Annotated in this window: 14 protein-coding genes and 1 pseudogene; 9 read left to right on the top strand and 6 right to left on the bottom strand. The window is 69.0% G+C overall.

Annotated features, from left to right (window positions below; genetic code table 11):
• Complete coding sequence (locus J7E89_RS26335) at window positions 1-717, bottom strand: hypothetical protein (RefSeq protein WP_214976916.1); 717 nt, start codon at window positions 715-717, stop codon at window positions 1-3.
• Window positions 718-1,072: 355 nt separating this feature from the next.
• Between J7E89_RS26335 and J7E89_RS26330 the strand changes: the two genes are divergently transcribed.
• The 9 genes from J7E89_RS26330 to J7E89_RS26290 all read left to right on the top strand — a co-directional run bounded on the left by J7E89_RS26330 (window position 1,073) and on the right by J7E89_RS26290 (window position 9,230).
• The gene (locus J7E89_RS26330; RefSeq protein ID WP_214976915.1) at window positions 1,073-1,978 is read left to right on the top strand and encodes a hypothetical protein; all 906 of its coding nucleotides are present in this window, start codon (window positions 1,073-1,075) and stop codon (window positions 1,976-1,978) included.
• 23 nt (window positions 1,979-2,001) lie between these two features.
• Window positions 2,002-3,699, top strand: a complete 1,698-nt coding sequence (locus J7E89_RS26325) for a DEAD/DEAH box helicase family protein (RefSeq protein ID WP_214976914.1) — start codon at window positions 2,002-2,004, stop codon at window positions 3,697-3,699.
• Window positions 3,700-3,764: 65 nt separating this feature from the next.
• On the top strand, window positions 3,765-4,085 hold the full coding sequence (locus tag J7E89_RS26320; protein WP_214976913.1) for a hypothetical protein: 321 nt from the start codon (window positions 3,765-3,767) through the stop codon (window positions 4,083-4,085).
• Window positions 4,086-4,129: 44 nt separating this feature from the next.
• Window positions 4,130-4,372, top strand: a complete 243-nt coding sequence (locus J7E89_RS26315) for a hypothetical protein (RefSeq protein ID WP_214976912.1) — start codon at window positions 4,130-4,132, stop codon at window positions 4,370-4,372.
• Between the two features lie 437 nt (window positions 4,373-4,809).
• Window positions 4,810-5,388 (top strand): hypothetical protein, encoded by a 579-nt coding sequence (locus J7E89_RS26310; RefSeq protein WP_214976911.1) that lies wholly within the window; start codon window positions 4,810-4,812, stop codon window positions 5,386-5,388.
• On the top strand, window positions 5,385-5,591 hold the full coding sequence (locus J7E89_RS26305; RefSeq protein ID WP_214976910.1) for a hypothetical protein: 207 nt from the start codon (window positions 5,385-5,387) through the stop codon (window positions 5,589-5,591). Before J7E89_RS26310 ends, J7E89_RS26305 begins: the two co-directional genes overlap by 4 nt.
• Complete coding sequence (locus J7E89_RS26300; RefSeq protein WP_214976909.1) at window positions 5,588-6,010, top strand: hypothetical protein; 423 nt, start codon at window positions 5,588-5,590, stop codon at window positions 6,008-6,010. The genes J7E89_RS26305 and J7E89_RS26300 overlap by 4 nt, the downstream gene beginning before the upstream one ends.
• A 387-nt stretch (window positions 6,011-6,397) precedes the next feature.
• Window positions 6,398-7,165: a hypothetical protein gene (locus J7E89_RS26295; RefSeq protein ID WP_214976908.1), complete on the top strand. Its 768-nt coding sequence runs from the start codon at window positions 6,398-6,400 to the stop codon at window positions 7,163-7,165.
• Between the two features lie 481 nt (window positions 7,166-7,646).
• Complete coding sequence (locus tag J7E89_RS26290) at window positions 7,647-9,230, top strand: hypothetical protein (protein ID WP_308315607.1); 1,584 nt, start codon at window positions 7,647-7,649, stop codon at window positions 9,228-9,230.
• Here the strand turns inward: J7E89_RS26290 and J7E89_RS26285 are convergent.
• The 5 genes and pseudogenes from J7E89_RS26285 to J7E89_RS26265 all read right to left on the bottom strand — a co-directional run bounded on the left by J7E89_RS26285 (window position 9,161) and on the right by J7E89_RS26265 (window position 16,178).
• Complete coding sequence (locus J7E89_RS26285; RefSeq protein ID WP_214976907.1) at window positions 9,161-11,578, bottom strand: tetratricopeptide repeat protein; 2,418 nt, start codon at window positions 11,576-11,578, stop codon at window positions 9,161-9,163. The two genes, J7E89_RS26290 and J7E89_RS26285, sit on opposite strands and share 70 nt — an antisense overlap.
• 804 nt (window positions 11,579-12,382) lie before the next feature.
• Complete coding sequence (locus J7E89_RS41100) at window positions 12,383-12,865, bottom strand: transposase (protein WP_251061107.1); 483 nt, start codon at window positions 12,863-12,865, stop codon at window positions 12,383-12,385.
• Window positions 12,866-12,947: 82 nt separating this feature from the next.
• Window positions 12,948-13,022 (bottom strand): annotated as a pseudogene (locus tag J7E89_RS41095) (hypothetical protein); the annotation flags it as partial.
• Between the two features lie 758 nt (window positions 13,023-13,780).
• Complete coding sequence (locus J7E89_RS26270; protein ID WP_214976906.1) at window positions 13,781-15,259, bottom strand: aldehyde dehydrogenase; 1,479 nt, start codon at window positions 15,257-15,259, stop codon at window positions 13,781-13,783.
• 25 nt (window positions 15,260-15,284) lie between these two features.
• Window positions 15,285-16,178, bottom strand: coding sequence for an isocitrate lyase/phosphoenolpyruvate mutase family protein (locus J7E89_RS26265; protein ID WP_214976905.1), 894 nt, complete (start codon window positions 16,176-16,178; stop codon window positions 15,285-15,287).
• Between the last annotated feature and the right edge of the window lie 35 nt (window positions 16,179-16,213).

The raw sequence follows: 16,213 nt of genomic DNA, 5'->3' as shown, positions 1-16,213 counted from the left end.
CTACAGGTGGGCGATGTAGTCGTAGTTGTCCGCGCCGCAGGTCCGCTCAAGCTGCCGCACGACGGCACGGGGGTCGTCGTGGGGGCCGGAGATGTAGAACGGTTTGCCGCCCTGGCCGTAGCGGATCTCGGGCAGGCCGGCCGGTGCGGGGCCCAGGTGCCCGGCGGCCGCATCGAATCCGGTGGCGGGCTCGAAGCCCAGAGCGCGCGCGTAGGCGACCGCGCCGTGGACGATCGCCTGGACCTGCTCCACGCCGATGCTCAGCGGCGGGTGGTCGAAGGCGGAGTAGTAGGAGCGGGCGTATGCCTGAAGTGATCCGGCCCCCATCACCTCCGGGCCGGTGACGTTCTTGACGCCCAGGCAGTACACATCCACCAGGAACCCGCACACCGTCACCCGGCTGGCGCGCTCCTGCCGAGCCAGCAGTACCTGTGCGAACCCGCCCGTACCAAGATCCTCCCGATCGTGGAGGGGGTCGGACGCCGCCCAGTCGGGAGCGGCGTCCATGCCGAGCCCCACGCTCCAGCCCGCGTTGACGAAGCAGCCCACCACCGCACGCTCAGCAGCCCCGACGCCTGCCTGCTGGGCCTCCGCGACCCGCCGAACCAGCGCGGTGGCCTGCGCCGGGCGCAACCCCAGCACCTTGGCGATCTGCTTCGGACCGCTGCCCCGCGCGCGCATCTCCCGCACCCGGCCGAGAAGTTCATCGTCCTGCATCACCCCATTGTGCCCCGTCGCCTCACCCAGGCAGACCAGTCCCAGGAAGCAGCAGTCGGGGCCCCACATGGCCTTCGAAGTGGATGGGCCTGCGGATCGGCGTACCTCACTGGTCCTTTGGAGAGACAGAACAGTCGGTCCGAAGTCGATGACTGCGAGCGGGGCTCGCAGCGCAAGGCGTTCCCCGCCCAGCAGAGCACGCTTGGGCCCGTGGATCGTGCCCACTGATGTCCACCTGGTGCGGCCCTCACCGGTCGACGCCTCCCGTGCCCACCGGACCAGGAGAGCGAGGGACACGAGGACGGACATGTCCTGATCGGCTGCGATCCGGTCAGGATTTTCGGATCATTGGCTCGTGGATGACTGGGACGGGTGGGACGACCCCGCCGAGTTGCGGATCCGGCTCGACGTCGCGCTCGAGCAGATCGCCGAGCTGACGGAGGAGAACCGGCGGCTCCGGGAACGCCTCGGAATGCCAGCACCCGACACCGTGCCCGAGGCGGTGGAGAGGCCGGCACCGCCCACGTTGCCCGAGATGCCGTACAGCAGTGGCCTGCCCTACGCGGACGCGGCCTCCGCCCCGCAGGCCAAGGTCGCTCTGTTCCGTGCACTGTTCGTCGGCCGCGCGGATGTGTACGCGAACTGGTGGGTGAGCGCGAAGAACGGCCGGACCGGATGGAGCCCGGCCGAGGAGAACCCCTGGGACAAGGCCAAGTCGGATGCTGAGCGGGTGTTCTTCCCGCTCACCGACCAGGTGATCTTCCGGCACCTGAGTCGGCCTGAGCCGGGACAGCGCGAGCTGCATGTGGCCCTTTACCCGATGTTCCCCGACGACACGACCCAGTTGCTGGCGTGCGACTTCGACGACAAGGACTGGCAAGGCGACGCCGCCGCCTACGTGGCGGCCTGCACGGAAGCCGGGGTTCCCACCTTGGCGGAGGTCTCCCGCTCCGGGGCCGGCGCACACGTGTGGATCTTCTTCACCGCGGCGGTACCGGCCAGCCTGGCCCGCGCACTGGGCATGGCCTTGTTGCGGCGCGCGATCGACGCCCGCGACGGGATGTCCCTGGCCAGCTACGACCGGCTCTTCCCCGCCCAGGACTTCCTTCCCACGCACTCCAAGGGCGGGGCACGGTTCGGGAATCTGATCGCACTGCCGCTGGGGTCTCCCGCACCGCGGGCACCACACTCTTCTGCGACCCTGCCACCTGGACGCCGTACAAGGACCAGTTCGCTTACCTGTCGCACACCGAACGTCTGACGCCCGGGCAGGTGCAGGAGTTGGTGGAAACGTTGGGCCCGCTGCAGGCCGGCCCCAGCCCGGTCCCGCCTGCGCTGCCGGCCCGGCCGCGCCGCAGCGCGCTGGGCAAGGCCCCCAAGACGGTCAAGGCCAAGGCAGGAGCCATGCTCCGCATCTCCACCACCGGACTGCCACCGCAACTGATCGCGGCGCTCAAACACGCCGCGTCCATCCACAACCCCGAGTTCTACCGACGCCAGAACCAGCGGTTCTCCACCTTCAACACCCCGCGCCTGATCTGCTGCTTCGACGCCACCGACCCGAAGTGGATCGCCCTGCCCCGGGGGCTGCGCGACGAAGCCGCCAGCCTGGTCGCCGCCGCCGGCGGCACTTTGAAAGTCACCGGCACCTTCCCCGACCGGGCCCCGGTCGGTGCCCGGTTCACCGGCGAACTCACCGCCGTACATACCCGGGCCGTCGAAGCGATGACCCCTCACCCCACCGGAGTCCTGGTCGCCCAACCCGGTGCGGGTAAAACCGTGATGGCCTGTGCCCTGATCGCGGTTCACGCCCGGCCCACAGCGATCATCGTCAACCGGGCCAAACTGCTGGCCCAGTGGCGCGAGCGCCTGGAGACGTTCCTCGACCTCGGTGAGCACACCGTCGGGTCGCTCGGCGCGGGCAAGGACCGCCGCGGCGGCGTGGTCGACCTGATCATGCTGCAGTCCCTGGCCCATCGTGAGGCCGCCACAGGACTGCTGGACAGCTACGGCCTGATTATCGTCGACGAGTGCCACGCCATCGGGGCTCCGGCCGCCGAGGCCGCGATCCGCAAGGTCAAGGCCGAACGGTGGATCGGCCTGTCAGCCACCCCGTACCGGGCCGACCAGATGGACGCTCTGATCACCATGCAGTGCGGGCCGATCCGCCACGAGATCGAGGACCAGAGCAGCTTCGCCAAACACCTCATCGTGCACCGCTGCCACTTCACCACCGACGAGCCCGGCACCGACGGCGCTTCCATCCAGGCCATCTACGGCGAACTCGCCGCCGACCAGGCGCGCAACCAGCAGATCGCCGCCGACATCGTCGAGGCCTACCGGCGTGGCCGGTGCAGCCTGGCCCTCACCAATCGCATCGAGCACGTCAACCAACTCGCATCTGCGCTCAAAGGGCACGGCATCGAAGCGCTGCTCCTGCACGGTGGCCTGCCCAAGAGCGATCGTGATCACGTCCGTGCCGAGTTGTCCGGCGCCCGTACCGGTCCTTTGGTACTGCTAGCGATCGACAAGGTCGCCGGGGAAGGGCTGGACGCACCCGTGCTGGACACGTTGTTCCTGGCCAGCCCCATCTCGTTCAAGGGCCGGGTGATTCAGCAGGTCGGCCGGATCATGCGCAACACCGAGGCCAAGAAGAGCCACGTCGAGGTCCACGACTACCTCGACTCGGAGGTACCGCTGCTGGAGCGCATGCACCACAAACGCCGCAGGGTCCTCGACCGCCGAGGTTTCACCACCGCGGCCCCGCCACGGTCGGAGCCCCAGTCGGATCGGACACCACGTCCCGGCGTCGAACGCGGCACGCCCCGCGAGGTCCCCGTAGCCGAAGACGGGCCGCAGGAGCCAACCACCGCCCAGGTCCGCTCGTGGGCCCGAGGCCAGGGCATCGACGTCCCGCCCCGGGGAAAGCTGCGGGCGGCGATCCGGGACGCCTACCAGGCCGCCCACCCCACGCCCCGGTGATGTTCCACAATCCACGCACAGGGCTTCCCCGCCGTCATGTATCCGGGCTGGCTACGCTGACGTCCGTGGAACCCAGCGAGCCGTGGACCGAGCAGGAACTCGACGCCCTCGTCGAGGAGGCCACCGTGGATGCCTACGACACCGAGGAACAACTGTCTGGGCTGTTCACCATGGTGCAGGAGCATCTCGCGGTGCCGTTCACCACCACCGTCCTGGGCGTGCAGGTCACGGTGGAAGACATCGACCTCACCGAAGGCAGCCACATCGTGGCACGCTGCGTCCGTGGCCCCTGGCAGCAGGCCATCGGCATCCTCGACCTCCCCCTGCCTGTCCCGGCCCCCGACGGTGTGCAGTGGATCGCGGCCTACCGCCACTGGGCGCCGTGACCTGCCACACCAACATCCCTCCGGTCACAAGGTGTGGACGCCTCGTGAGCGACTATCAGTCCTACGAATTCTGCGCCGCTGACCGGGCGCTGGACCGCCAACAGCTCGCCGTGCTCCGGACGATCTCGACCCGCGCCCACATCACCGCAACCAGCTTCACCAGCACCTACCAGTGGGGCGGCCTGAAGGCCGATCCCTGGCAATTGATGGAGCGCTACTTCGGCGCCCACCTGTATCTGGCGAACTGGGGCACCCAGCGCCTCATTGTGAACCTGCCCGCAGAGTAAGTCGGCCCTATGCCGTAGGGACTTCATCGTGTCGATGCCAGCGCCCCCGTAGACCCCGGACCTGGCGGAGACCACCCGCATCTTCAAGGCCAACGGTCTCGCCCCCGTGCCGATGAAGCCGTGCGCGCCGTCCCTGAAGGTCGAGCGTGTCGAGGTGCTGGCCGATGTCGAAACCTCGGTCCCGGTCGCTCCTGCGGCCCTGGCCACCTAGGGCAGGCGGGGAGGTCTCCTGGGGGTCACCCCGCCAGCCGAAACAGCGCATTCTACACACCAGTTACCGCGAAATAACCCTCTTCCGGGGCTGGACCCCTCGAACGGGACAGCGCTCTCGACCCCGTTTCGACAGGGCGCGTATCACCAAAGCAAGGGTCCCGGCCGGTGGGTGCAACACCGGAGGTGAGGCCATAGCCCGACTCCTGCAATGGGGGAGACAAAGTATGAAAAACACACCAACGGCTGCCAGCAACGGCGGCCCCGAGAGCCACACCACCCAGCCTCTCGGGAGCGCCTGCCAGGCCGCCCGGCTTCAGTCCGTCCCCGCAGCCCCGTCCGACGGTGAGCCCGCCGTGGGAGGGTCCGCTGTCCGCCGGACATTCACCTTCACCAGCGCTGTCACCGGTGAGAAGGTGACCGCGACCTGCATGCCCGGCTGCACGGTCGACCACGAGGCGGACAGCAACACGCCCGAGCACCCGCACGACATCTACTGCAACATCCCCGGCACAGCCGGCGAGCTGCCCCTCTACGGCCCGCTGTGCGACACGGGCAGCCCGGAGAACTTCCGCTTCCTCAGCTGGCAGATCGAGTCCTGCCCCTTCTCGGCACGGCCGGCGGAGCGGCTGCCCTTCGTAGCCATTGAGGCCATCGACGACCACTACATCGAGTACCTCGACCCGGACACGCTGGAGATGGTCATTAGCCGCCTGCAGAAGCGGGTCGACTCCCTGCGCGAGGCCCACGCCCAGCTCGCCAACGTCCGCACCGCGTACCTCAACCCATCGGAGGTGGCGGCATGAAGGCCACGGCCATCGCCGAACGCGCCATCGCCGAGGTGGAGACGTTCCGCACCAAGGTGCGGGAACTCGGCTCGCGCTCCCCGGCCGTGGAGAAGTTCGCCGACGAGGTGATCGTCCACATCATCGTCTGCGGGTCCCCGAAGGTCGCCGTCGAAACCGCGATGCGCAACCTCCTCAGCGAGCCGGCGGAGGTGACGGTATGACGACGTTGACCACGCGCGCCGGCTTCGACGCCTTCCGCGACCGCATGTGCGACCACTTCGGACAGCTGCCCGACGAGCTCGGCAACCAGCACCTCCACGTCAAACATGCTCCGCTCGGCCCCGATGAGTACTTCACTCACCGGCTCGACAGCGACGGCCACTACATCGTCTACGACCCGCGGCAGACCAGCGGGCTCATGGTGCGCCAGTTCCTCGGCATCTACGCCACCTTCACCGAGGACCCCATCCGCGAGGGCGTCCGCGACGCCTACTACGAGGCGAAAGCGGAGGGTGCGCGGGCAATCTGGGGGATCGTCCTCAGCGAGATCGACCGCACCCAGGACTCCGAGGGCGTGATGGACCAAGTGCTGGAGCTGCTGCAACAGGCCCGCGCGAAGACCAAGGCAACGGCCGCGTGAGGACGACCGTGAAGACTGCGGCGGTCGGGGGTGTGCACTTCGTGGACAACCCCGGCCGCCCGGCCCGCACCTGACAACAAGCCTTATGGATCCTGAAGACTCGACGCCCGCGAACGGTCACCCACACGAGTGAAGCGGCGCGACATTCCCCTGACAGTGCGGCTGGCTCTGTAGCGTGCCTGGCTGCAACTCACAGTCCGCTCGGCCGATGAACGGCAGCGCCGGGCAAGGAACAGGGAGAGGCCCATGGGTGCCCCTTCAACCAATAGTCGCCATCTTCTCCTGGAAGACCGGCCGCCGCCGAGCACCCCCACGGTGCAGCGGCTTCCCGGCAAGGCCAGGCCGCGCCAGGAGGCGCTGCGGGAGTGCGAGGCGGAGGTCACCGAAATGCGCGGGTACATCCCGCGGGTGCTCTGGGACTTCCTGATTCCGGATCTGACCCACGTGTTCCGGTGGCGCGTTCAGCTTGACTGCGACTGCATCCCCGAGGTCCTCACTCGCGAAGACGGCACCCCACCGCACGAGGCACAGTGGAAGGCTCTCCACTCCCCGCTGCCTCCTGGGCAGATGATCTGTCATCACGACGATTCCCCACCGCCGCCGTATCGCGAGATCGCCGAGTGGGGAGAACGGAGGGAGGTGACGTTTCCCGCCGACCCGGTCGAGCCACCGGACGACACGGCCCCCAGGGTTTGGTCGGTACTCCGCCATGACGAGCCGCACACCTCCGCGTTCTGGGAGGTGACGCTGGCCTGCGGTCACGTGGAGGAGGCCATCGCCCCGAGTCTCGATTGGGTGCCTGCTTCTGGACCTCGTTGTGCGGCTCCGGAACGAGTCCAACAGATGTCCGCAGAGTTCGAGGACGCCTGGCGCGCGAACCCAAAGCTGCAGACCGAGCGGGATCGGGAGCACACCCGACGAATGCTCGCGAACGGCTGGCCGACACCGGAGCCTGAGCAGCTCTGTTATTCCTGCCCCCAAGCACGAATGATCTTGGCCTACGAGCGCATCGGATGGCTTGTCCCCCGACAGCGACAGTCCGGGAAAGCGGCAGGCACCGCACCCACGCCCTCGCGGTCCGCCTTGGAGCGGAGGCTGCGAAAGGCCGAAGCCGAGGCCGAACGTCTTCGGGCCGAGTTGGATCGGATCGACTAGGGACCGCTTCGCCCTGATTGACGTCCGCAGGGGCGTTTCCCACCTCCCGGTTTCCGCAGTGTGTACCCAGATAGCATCCAGCGGGACGACAGGATGAACAGACTCGATCAAGTCAGGGGAACGAGCCGGCGTGACAGGTGGGACGGCGCGGTTGCGAGTACCGGTGGGCGAGGACGCGGAGCAGTGGGTCACACGCGTGGGCTGTCGTCGCGTCCTATTCATCGTGCACAACGTGACGTCCGCGACTCGCCTGCTGGACGTACTTCCGCTTTTCCACAGCGATGTTCGCGTGCAGATGTTCGCCACCTGCACGGGTTCATCTCCTTTCCTTGCTGGAGTGCCCGAGTTGTTGGCTCAGGCGGGGCTGCCTGTCCTCCCTTGGGAACAGGCCAGGGACACGGTGTTCGATCTGGCGGTGGCCGCGAGCTATGGCGGCGAACTGGGGTCGATACGCGGCAAGCTGGCCATATTGTCCCATGGGATGGGATACAATAAGAGGCTGGGGACACCGGACACCGGACACCGGACACCGGACACCGGACACCGGACACCGGACACCGGACACCGGACACCGGACACCGGACACCGGACACCGGTCTTCGGCCTGGCGCCGGACTGGCTCCTGGAGGACGGGCGCCCGCTCGCGACCGCCACGGTGCTCTCCCACCCCGAACAGCTGGAGAGGCTGCGCTCGGCCTGTCCTGAGGCGGTGCCCACCGCGGTACTCGCCGGGGACCCGTGCTACGACCGTATCCTCGCCGCTCTCCCCCAACGGGACCGTTTCCGCCGTGCACTGGGTGTGGGGCCTGGCCAGCGGCTGATCGTCCTCAGTTCGACCTGGGCACCGCGTTCCCTCTTCGGCGGTGCCGGGGCAGGAGGAGCGGGCGAGCCGGGTGCGGATGATCTGCTGCCCTGGCTGCTGTCACGTCTGGCGGCGGAGCTGCCGGCCGATGAGTACCGGACGACCGCTGTTCTGCATCCGAACATCTGGTACGGCCACGGTCCTGGCCAGGTCCGCGCGTGGCTGGACAACGCGCGGCGAGCCGGCCTCGAGGCGATCCCGCCGCTCGACGGGTGGAGACAGGCCCTGATCGCCGCTGACTGCGTCCTGGGGGACCACTCGAGTGTCACCTACTACGCGGCGTCCATGGGCATCCCCGTCCTCCTCGGAGCGTTCCCCCAGGAAGACCTCGACCCGCTTTCCCCGGTGGCCGCCCTCGGCCGTACGGCTCCCCGTCTCTTCCGCCGCGGCAGCCTCCGCGCACAGATCGACCGGGCGATCACATCGCACAACCCCGGCCGCTACAAGGAACTGGCGGAGCAGACCAGTTCGTCACCAGGAGAGTCGGCTGCTCTGCTGCGCCGCCTCTTCTACGGCCTCATGGGCATACCCGAGCCCGAAGGGCACCCGGCGCTGCTTGACCCGCTGCCACTGCCGCCGTACGTTCCCGCCCGCGTCACCGCGCCGATCCGCGTCCTCGTGCGCCAGATCAGTTCGGATCCGCCGGAACTCGCCCTTGTCCGGTACGCCGTCGTCGGCGACGAGCCCGATCCGTCGGAAGACCCGGCGGTGCGGGTCGACACCGCGCACACGGTGGTCGACGAGGAGACGCGGGAGACCGGCCGACTGCGCGTCGCCGACGTCGTCGTACGCCATGCCGCCGGGGACGATCCACGGCTCGGCCCGCCGGCCGCGTGGGCGTCTGAAGCGCTCGACCGCTATCCGTACTGCGGGCTGGTCGCCTATGTCGACGGCCCGGACCGCTGTGTCGTACGCACCCGCGAGGGAGACCTCGTGCGGCTGTCCGCCGCGGCGGACCCCGAGGGGCGGCCCGACCTGTGCGATCCCGCCGTCTACGCCTCCGCGCTCTACGCCTGGCTCGCGAGCGGGCAGCCCCTGGCCGATGCCCTCCCTACGATCACCGTACGCACCGGCGCTACGGCACATCACGTCACCGTCGAACTGCTCCCGCCGTCCCCACCGCCGACCGGGTCTCACGCCTCCAGTTCTGCGAGCCCCATCCGGATCCGCTCGGCACCAACCCGGTCACCGTTCTCCTCGTAGTGCACAGCGGCGGTGCGAAGATCCTCCGCCGCCTCCGCCGGACGGTCCGAGAGACGATGGCACCGGGCCCTCGACTCGAAGACATCGGCGAGCTGCAGCCCCGCGCCTGCCCTTTCCATGGCCTTGACGGCCTTGTCCAGGCACACCCGCGCGAGGTCCGTGTCCCCCTCGTCCAGGTGCGCCTCGCCCAGGCTCATGTAGACCCGTCCCTCGTTGTAGGCGTCGCCACCGTCGGGCAGCTGACGGAACCGCACCAGCGCGCCGTTGAGCCGAGCAAGGGCCTCCGCGAAGTGCCGCTGCTTCGTCTGGGCACGGCCGATGTGGTGCTCCAGCAGGGCCGTGGCACGAGGCAGGTCCTCCCACCCATCGTCGCCCTGCCGGATACGCCCCAGGATCTCCCGCGCCTCCTCGAAGCACCGCTGCGCCTCCGCATACTTCCACCGCTTGAGGCGGAGCAGCCCCAGGGCCTCGACTGCGCTCGCCTGCCCGCGATGGTGGCCGCAAGCCTCGTCCGCGCCCACGGCCTCCGCGAGAGCCTCCTCAGCGTCGTCCGCCCGCCCGGCTCCCATATAACCGAAGGCGAGTTGCACCAGCATCCGGCCCACCGCACGCCGGTCACCGAACTCCGCAGCGCAGCGCCGGGCGGCCTCGACTCCGAGCAGATGCGTGTCGATCCACTGGGCATGGAAGCCGAGCAGCAGATGCAGACCCCACATCGCCTCGCACAACTGCCATACGAGGTCGTCGAAGCCGTGGTGATCGGCCGCCCGGATGACGGCCGCGAGGTTCTCCCGCTCCCGACGCAGTTCCGCCAGCGCGCGCTTGCCGTCCGCCGGATCACGGTCCTCTGGCAGAACGAGTGCCCGATAAGCGGGGCCAAGCCGCCAGCGCAACGGCATGACCCGGAAGTCCGCTTCCGCCGCACAACGCAGATGCGCGACCGCCACCCGACGGACCCCGGCGGACATGCGGCCATGACCGTCCTCGGCCACCGCAAGCTCACGTGCGTGCGCCCGCGCCAGATCGTGGAAGCGGTAGCGCTCCTCACCGACCTCCTCCAGCAGATGCACCCTGGCCAACTGCTCCAGCAGTTCCCGGGCCTGGTCCTCCCCCACCCCTGCGGCATGGGCGGCGCACATGACGGTCACGGTCGGCCATGCCCACCCCGCGATCGCTCGGTAGAAGGCGGCGCACTCCGGAGTCAGTTCGCTGTACGAGGCATCTTGCGCGTGGCGAACAGGATCGACGGGGCCACCTGCGTCGTCGGTGCTTCCCGATCGCATGGCGTCGCCTCCCTGGCCCTGGCCGTGGATCCGTTCGGACAACTGTCGCGCCACTCGCTCCCAGGCCAAGTGCTCCCGGACTGCGAGACCGGCACCCATGGTGCACAACGCGAGAGGAACACCACCAGTCGCTTCCGCCACGGCCTGAACGACCGCGTCCGGAGCCGCCGCACGCTCGCTCCCCGCGACCCGCCGGAGCAGGAGGACGGAATCTGCGGTCGACAGCGGCCGGAGGATGAGCGGACGAGCCCCGTGCTCGGCCACGAGGCGACCCAGCCGGTGCCGACTCGTCACCAGGACGAGGCACCCGGGCGAAGCCGGGAGCAACGGGACGACCTGGGCGTCGGCATGGACGTTGTCCAGTACGACCATCATGCGTCGATCGGCCGTGCAATCGCGGAACAGATCCCGCTGACGGGCCTCATCGCCTGGCACCATGGCGGGCGGAACCCCGAGCCTCTCCAGGAACCGCGCAAGCACGTCGGAAGGCGGAAGAGCCGTGCCGGAGGACGCGCCGGCCAGGTCCACGAACAGGATCCCGTCGGGGAACCGCTCCCGTAGTGCGTATGCGCACTGAACGGCGACAGCCGTCTTGCCGATACCACCCGGCCCAGTAAGGGCGGCAATCGTCGGCGCGCCCTGTATGGGGTCCGCATCGTCCAGCAGTGCCGTGATCCACGCGATCACGTCCTCGCGGTCCGTGAACACCGCGGTCGCCGGCGGCAGCATCTGCGGACGGGAGGCACCGCTAGCCACGGCAGGCACGGCACGCGGCGCCAGCCAGGAGGCCTCACGGGCCCACTCCGCGACTTCGCGCGCGAACTCCGGCGATCTGCGGGCGACTTCCATCAGCCGTAACGCGGCTGCCGTCTGCTCTTGCTCGGTGACGGGCAGGGTGGGCTGCTCCTCACCGCCTCCGGAACCGGTGCCCGCTCCCTCATCCACGGTGCGTGCTCGACTCAGCAAGCCGTAGAGCCTCTCGGAGGTCCGCCTACCCATCTCGCCGCCCGCTCCGGAAAGAGCGCCCGAAGCGACCGTGCCGACAGTCGAGAGCACCATACTCATCAACGGTTCCACGCAGGACTCTCCCAACTCGCCGTTCCCGCAATGGTATCGACAAGATCGGAGCACGGGCGGAAAGGGCCGATGCTGCGACGGTGCAGTGTGACGGGTCTGCAGGAACCGCGCAGCCGGGCCTGGCCGAGACCGACGGGAAGTCCCTCGCAGCCGCATTCACCCGGGCTGCGGAGCCGAGTCGCTTGCGTTCCTCCGTGAAGCGGGAAGTCTTCTCTTCCACTGCTCCACATCGATGGCGGTCTGTCAGCTCGGTGGCACCTCGGAACGTGCCAAGAAGCGGTTCCTGCGTGTACTCACGGTCAATCATCGCCAGGACTCGAGCTGGACGTGAAGCTGTCAGGACCGGACAGTCCCGACGCCGCCGATAGCCCCATCGGAGACCGGTGGATTTCACCCGTCGGCCAGGGGCGGCGAGAGTGCCCTGACGGAGTTTCACGCACGGTTGTCCACCGGGTGTCCACCGGGATCCATTGCGCTGGCATGGTCCGTTCCCTACGAGCAATCAAAAGACCAGTTCAGAGGCTTGCTGCGTCGGTCTCGTCACAGAAATCAAACCTCCGACCTACGCATTACGATGCACAGACAGACAGCGCCCGATTTGCCGAGATTCCAAGGTCGCCCGACACAAGAAACCCCAGGTCAAAGGCCCGACCTGGGGTTCACCATGGAGCCGCCTTCGGGATTCGAACCCGAGACCTACGCATTACGAGTGGGATCGAATCCTTGCCGGGTGGTGCTCGACGCTGCCGCAGGATGCTGTTTCGCCTGATCAGGGCCCTACGGTGTCGTACCTCATCCCGCTCGTGACGCCCCGTGCCGCACCATCCGCTCACGCATCGCGCACGCACGAAGCCCGCGTGCCTTGTCGCCACGCCTGCGCCCGGGTAGCCTGCCGCTGTTATGCAGACCCGGGCTGGAGTGCTGGGCCTGACAGCAGCCCACCTTTGACCATGCGGATGAGCATGCAGCTCGGACGACACGTCGATTGGCGGGATTCCCCATTACTTGTGGCGGTATCGGCGCGCGTGCGTACTGGTGCCGCCTTCGCCGCAGCCGCACCAGCAGAGGCACGGCCGCATCCCGGTCGCCCACATTCGCGGCGGTCACCGCGACGACCAGCAGCAGGCCGAGCGTGTCGGTCACGATGTGCCGTTTGCGGCACCTTCTTCCCGCCGTCGTAACCGCGTGAGGCGGCCGGCACCGTCGCGGCGGCCCGCACCGCCTGCGCGTCGATGATCCCCGCCGTGGGCTCGGCCTCACGGCCCTCGCGTTCATGGACCTTTCCGTGCAGCCGGTCGTGGAACTCTGCGATCAGCCCGTGCTCGCGCCACCGGCGGAAAAAGGCATAAACCCGGCGCCAGGCGGGGAAGTCCACGGGCATCGCCCGCCAGCAGATCCCACCCGCGACCAGGTAACGGATCGCGTCCAGCATCTGACGGTGGCATAGCCCTCGGGCTGCCCGCCCCGCCCCTCCAGCCAGGCCGACACCGGCAACAACAGGCGCACAGCCGCCCACTCCGCGTCCGTCATGTCCGAGGGATACCGGCGTGCCCGATCCGGATGATCAGCCGCGTTCCCGTACGCATGTGCGAGGCAATCGCACGGTACGACAGCCGAGTTGAACTCGACAGGGATGAGCGAGTACAACAACGACACTAGGGCCTCCCGGTCTTGCTCGGTTCGATTCGCATCTCCGAGCTACCGAGAGGCCTTGCCCTCATGCCCACACCACCAGAGAATCACCCGATCAGGAAATCTGTCCGACCCTCACGCTCCAAGATCGGTTGAGAAGCGGCTTCTGAGCACGGCCCAACGCAAAATGGCGGCCCCCCGCTCCCGGAAGTTCCGGGAGCGGGGGGCCGCTTCGTGGGTCAGGGCGCCTTGGTGGCGAGGGTGTCGTCGATGAGGATCTCAAGCGCACGGTCCCGGTGGCGGCCATCCGTGGTGCCTGCCCTCGCCGATCGGGCGCTACTGATAGCCGTCTACTACAGCACGTACCTCACCATGCGGCAGATCACGCCGCTGTTCGGAGTCTGACCCGCGGCGGCCTGCCGAGTGATCCAGCGGCTACGCCCTACGGGGGCCTTCTACGTTGTCCCCGCGCCGCCGAAAGCCCGGAACCGGTGTTCGGTCCGGGACTTCGACCCTTCCGTGGGTCTTCCCTCACACCGGGCTGCCCGCCGGTTGCGGTCAGTACGCGATGCAGGCCGTGCGCCACTCCGTGTAGAAGTCCCACACCTGGGGCGAGCACTCGGCCGGGCCGTACTGGGACTCCTTCGCGCCGATGTGAGGCATGTGCGGGTACGCGCCCACGCCCGGGCGGTTGACGTGGAGCATGCCCGCGTCGACGCGCTCCAGGGCCTGCAGCGCGAGGGAGGTGTCCGCCGTGAAGATGGCTGCGGCCATGCCGTAGCGGACGGAGTTGACGATGCGGAGACCGTCCTCGAAACCGTCGCAGACGAGGACCGACAGCACCGGGCCGAAAATCTCCTCCTGGGCGATGTAGCTGTCCGGACGTACACCGGTCAGCACCGTCGGGGCCATGAAGTAGCCCTGCGGGACGCCCTCCGTCAGGCGGTCTCCGCCGGTGACGGCCACGGCGCCCTCCGCGAGCGCCTGGCGCGTCCCGTCCAGGCAGGCCAGCAGCCGGTCGGCACTGACCACCGGGCCGAGCCGTGAGTCCGCGTCGAGGCCGCCGCCCACCTGCAGCGCGGCCGCGCGCTCGGCCAGCTTCCGCACGAGCTCGTCGTGGACGGCACGGTCCACGACGACCCGGCTGGTCGCGGAGCAGCGCTGGCCGGCCTGCCCGAAGGCTCCGGCCACAATCGAGTCGGCCGCCAGGTCGAGATCGGCGTCCGCCAGTACCAGGGCGGCGTTCTTGCCGCCCATCTCCAGCTGAGTACGCAGGAACCGCGGCGCACCGGCCGTGTGTATGGCCCGGCCCACCTCGACCGAGCCGGTAAACGAGATGCCGGCCACGACCGGGTCCTTGACCAGGACCTCGCCCACCTCGCGCCCGCCGTACACCAGGTTCAGCACGCCGCCCCCGGCCCCGGCGGCCAGGAAGCACTCCACGAGCAGCATCGCTGTGAGAGGGGTGAGCGGCGAGGGCTTGAGGACGGCAGTGCACCCCGAGAGCAGGGCGGGGGCGACCTTCCACGCGGGAATCGCCAACGGGAAGTTCCAGGGCGTGATCAGTCCCACGACTCCGATGGGCTCCCGCCGGGTCAGCGCCAGGGTCCGCGGGTCGTCGGCGGGGAGGGTGGCGCCGCCGAGCCGTCGCCCCTCCCCCGCCGTGTACTCCAGGAGGGCGACGGTGCGGTCCACCTCGCCCAGCGCCTCGCGCAGCAACTTGCCCTGCTCCCGGGTGACCGCCTCGGCGAACTCCTCCCGGCGCTCGTCGATCAGGCGGGCCGCCCGCATCACGATCTCGCCGCGCCGGATCGGGCCGAGGGCCCGCCAGGCCGGGAGCGCGCGCTGTGCAGCTCCGACTGCCGCCTGCACGTCAGCCGTGCCGGAATCGGGACTCCGGCTGACGAGGTCCGCGAGATCGCCGGGGTTGCGGTTCTCCTGGACCCGGCCCGACTCGGCATCGCACCACTGGTCCGCGATGCGATTGCGCACCTCGGCCGTCTGTCGGCCGCCGGCGGTTCGGCGAGGCACCATCATGCTCCCTTTCTGTGGGTTCGCCGACTCAGCCGAGGGCGGAATACGCGGCGGTCAGCTCGTCGTGGCGCTCCTGGCGGGCGAGCAGGTCGTCCACGTCCTGAAGGGCGAAGACGTCCTTCAGGCTGGCGATGGAGCCCTCCACGGCGTAGGTCGAACCGGCGCCGCCGATCTGGGCGAGGACGTCGCGCATCGCGCTGATCGACGCGCGCAGGCCCTGGTTGGCGTAGATCACCCCGCCGAAGCCGTGCTCGGCCAGCTCAGTGGCCGTGACCTGCGGGTAGGTGGTGGGCACGACGATGACGGGCAGCGCACCCCGGTAGGCGTCGCGGAAGGCGTAGACCTCCTCGGCGGTGGAGCGCTTGGAGTGGATCAGCAGGGCGTCGGCACCGGCCGCCTCGTAGACGGCCGCGCGGCGCAGCGCCTCCTCCAGGCCGGCGCCGGCGATGAAGGCCTCGATGCGCGCCACCACGACGAAGTCCTCGTCGGTACGCGCCTCCTTCGCCGCGGTGATCTTCGCGGCGAAGTCGCCGATCGGGGCCAGGTCCTGGTTACCTTCGACGAAGCTGTTCATCTTGGGGAACTGCTTGTCCTCGATGCACACCCCGGCCAGGCCGCGGGCCTCGTACGAGCGGACCATGTGGGCGACGTTGCCGACGCCGCCGAAGCCGGAGTCGCAGTCGGCCAACACCGGGATGTCCACCGCGCCGGCGATCTGGGCGGCGGCCTCCAGGCACTCCGCCATGGACAGGATGTTCGCGTCCGGCAGCGCGCGAGCGGCGGAGATCTCCAGACCGCTGGCCCAGATCGCCTCGAAGCCGGCCTCCTGGCCGAGCTTCGCGCTGAGCGCGCTGTGTGCGCCCATGAAGCGGGTGATCGCGGAACCGTTGAGTGCGTCGCGCAGGACACAGGTCTTCGACATGGGGAATTCCTTCAGGAAGATAACGCGGCGGATGA

This window comes from Streptomyces sp. ISL-100, from assembly GCF_018614615.1.
In the GTDB taxonomy this organism is placed as follows: domain Bacteria; phylum Actinomycetota; class Actinomycetes; order Streptomycetales; family Streptomycetaceae; genus Streptomyces.
This window is presented reverse-complemented; position numbering and strand designations above follow the sequence as displayed.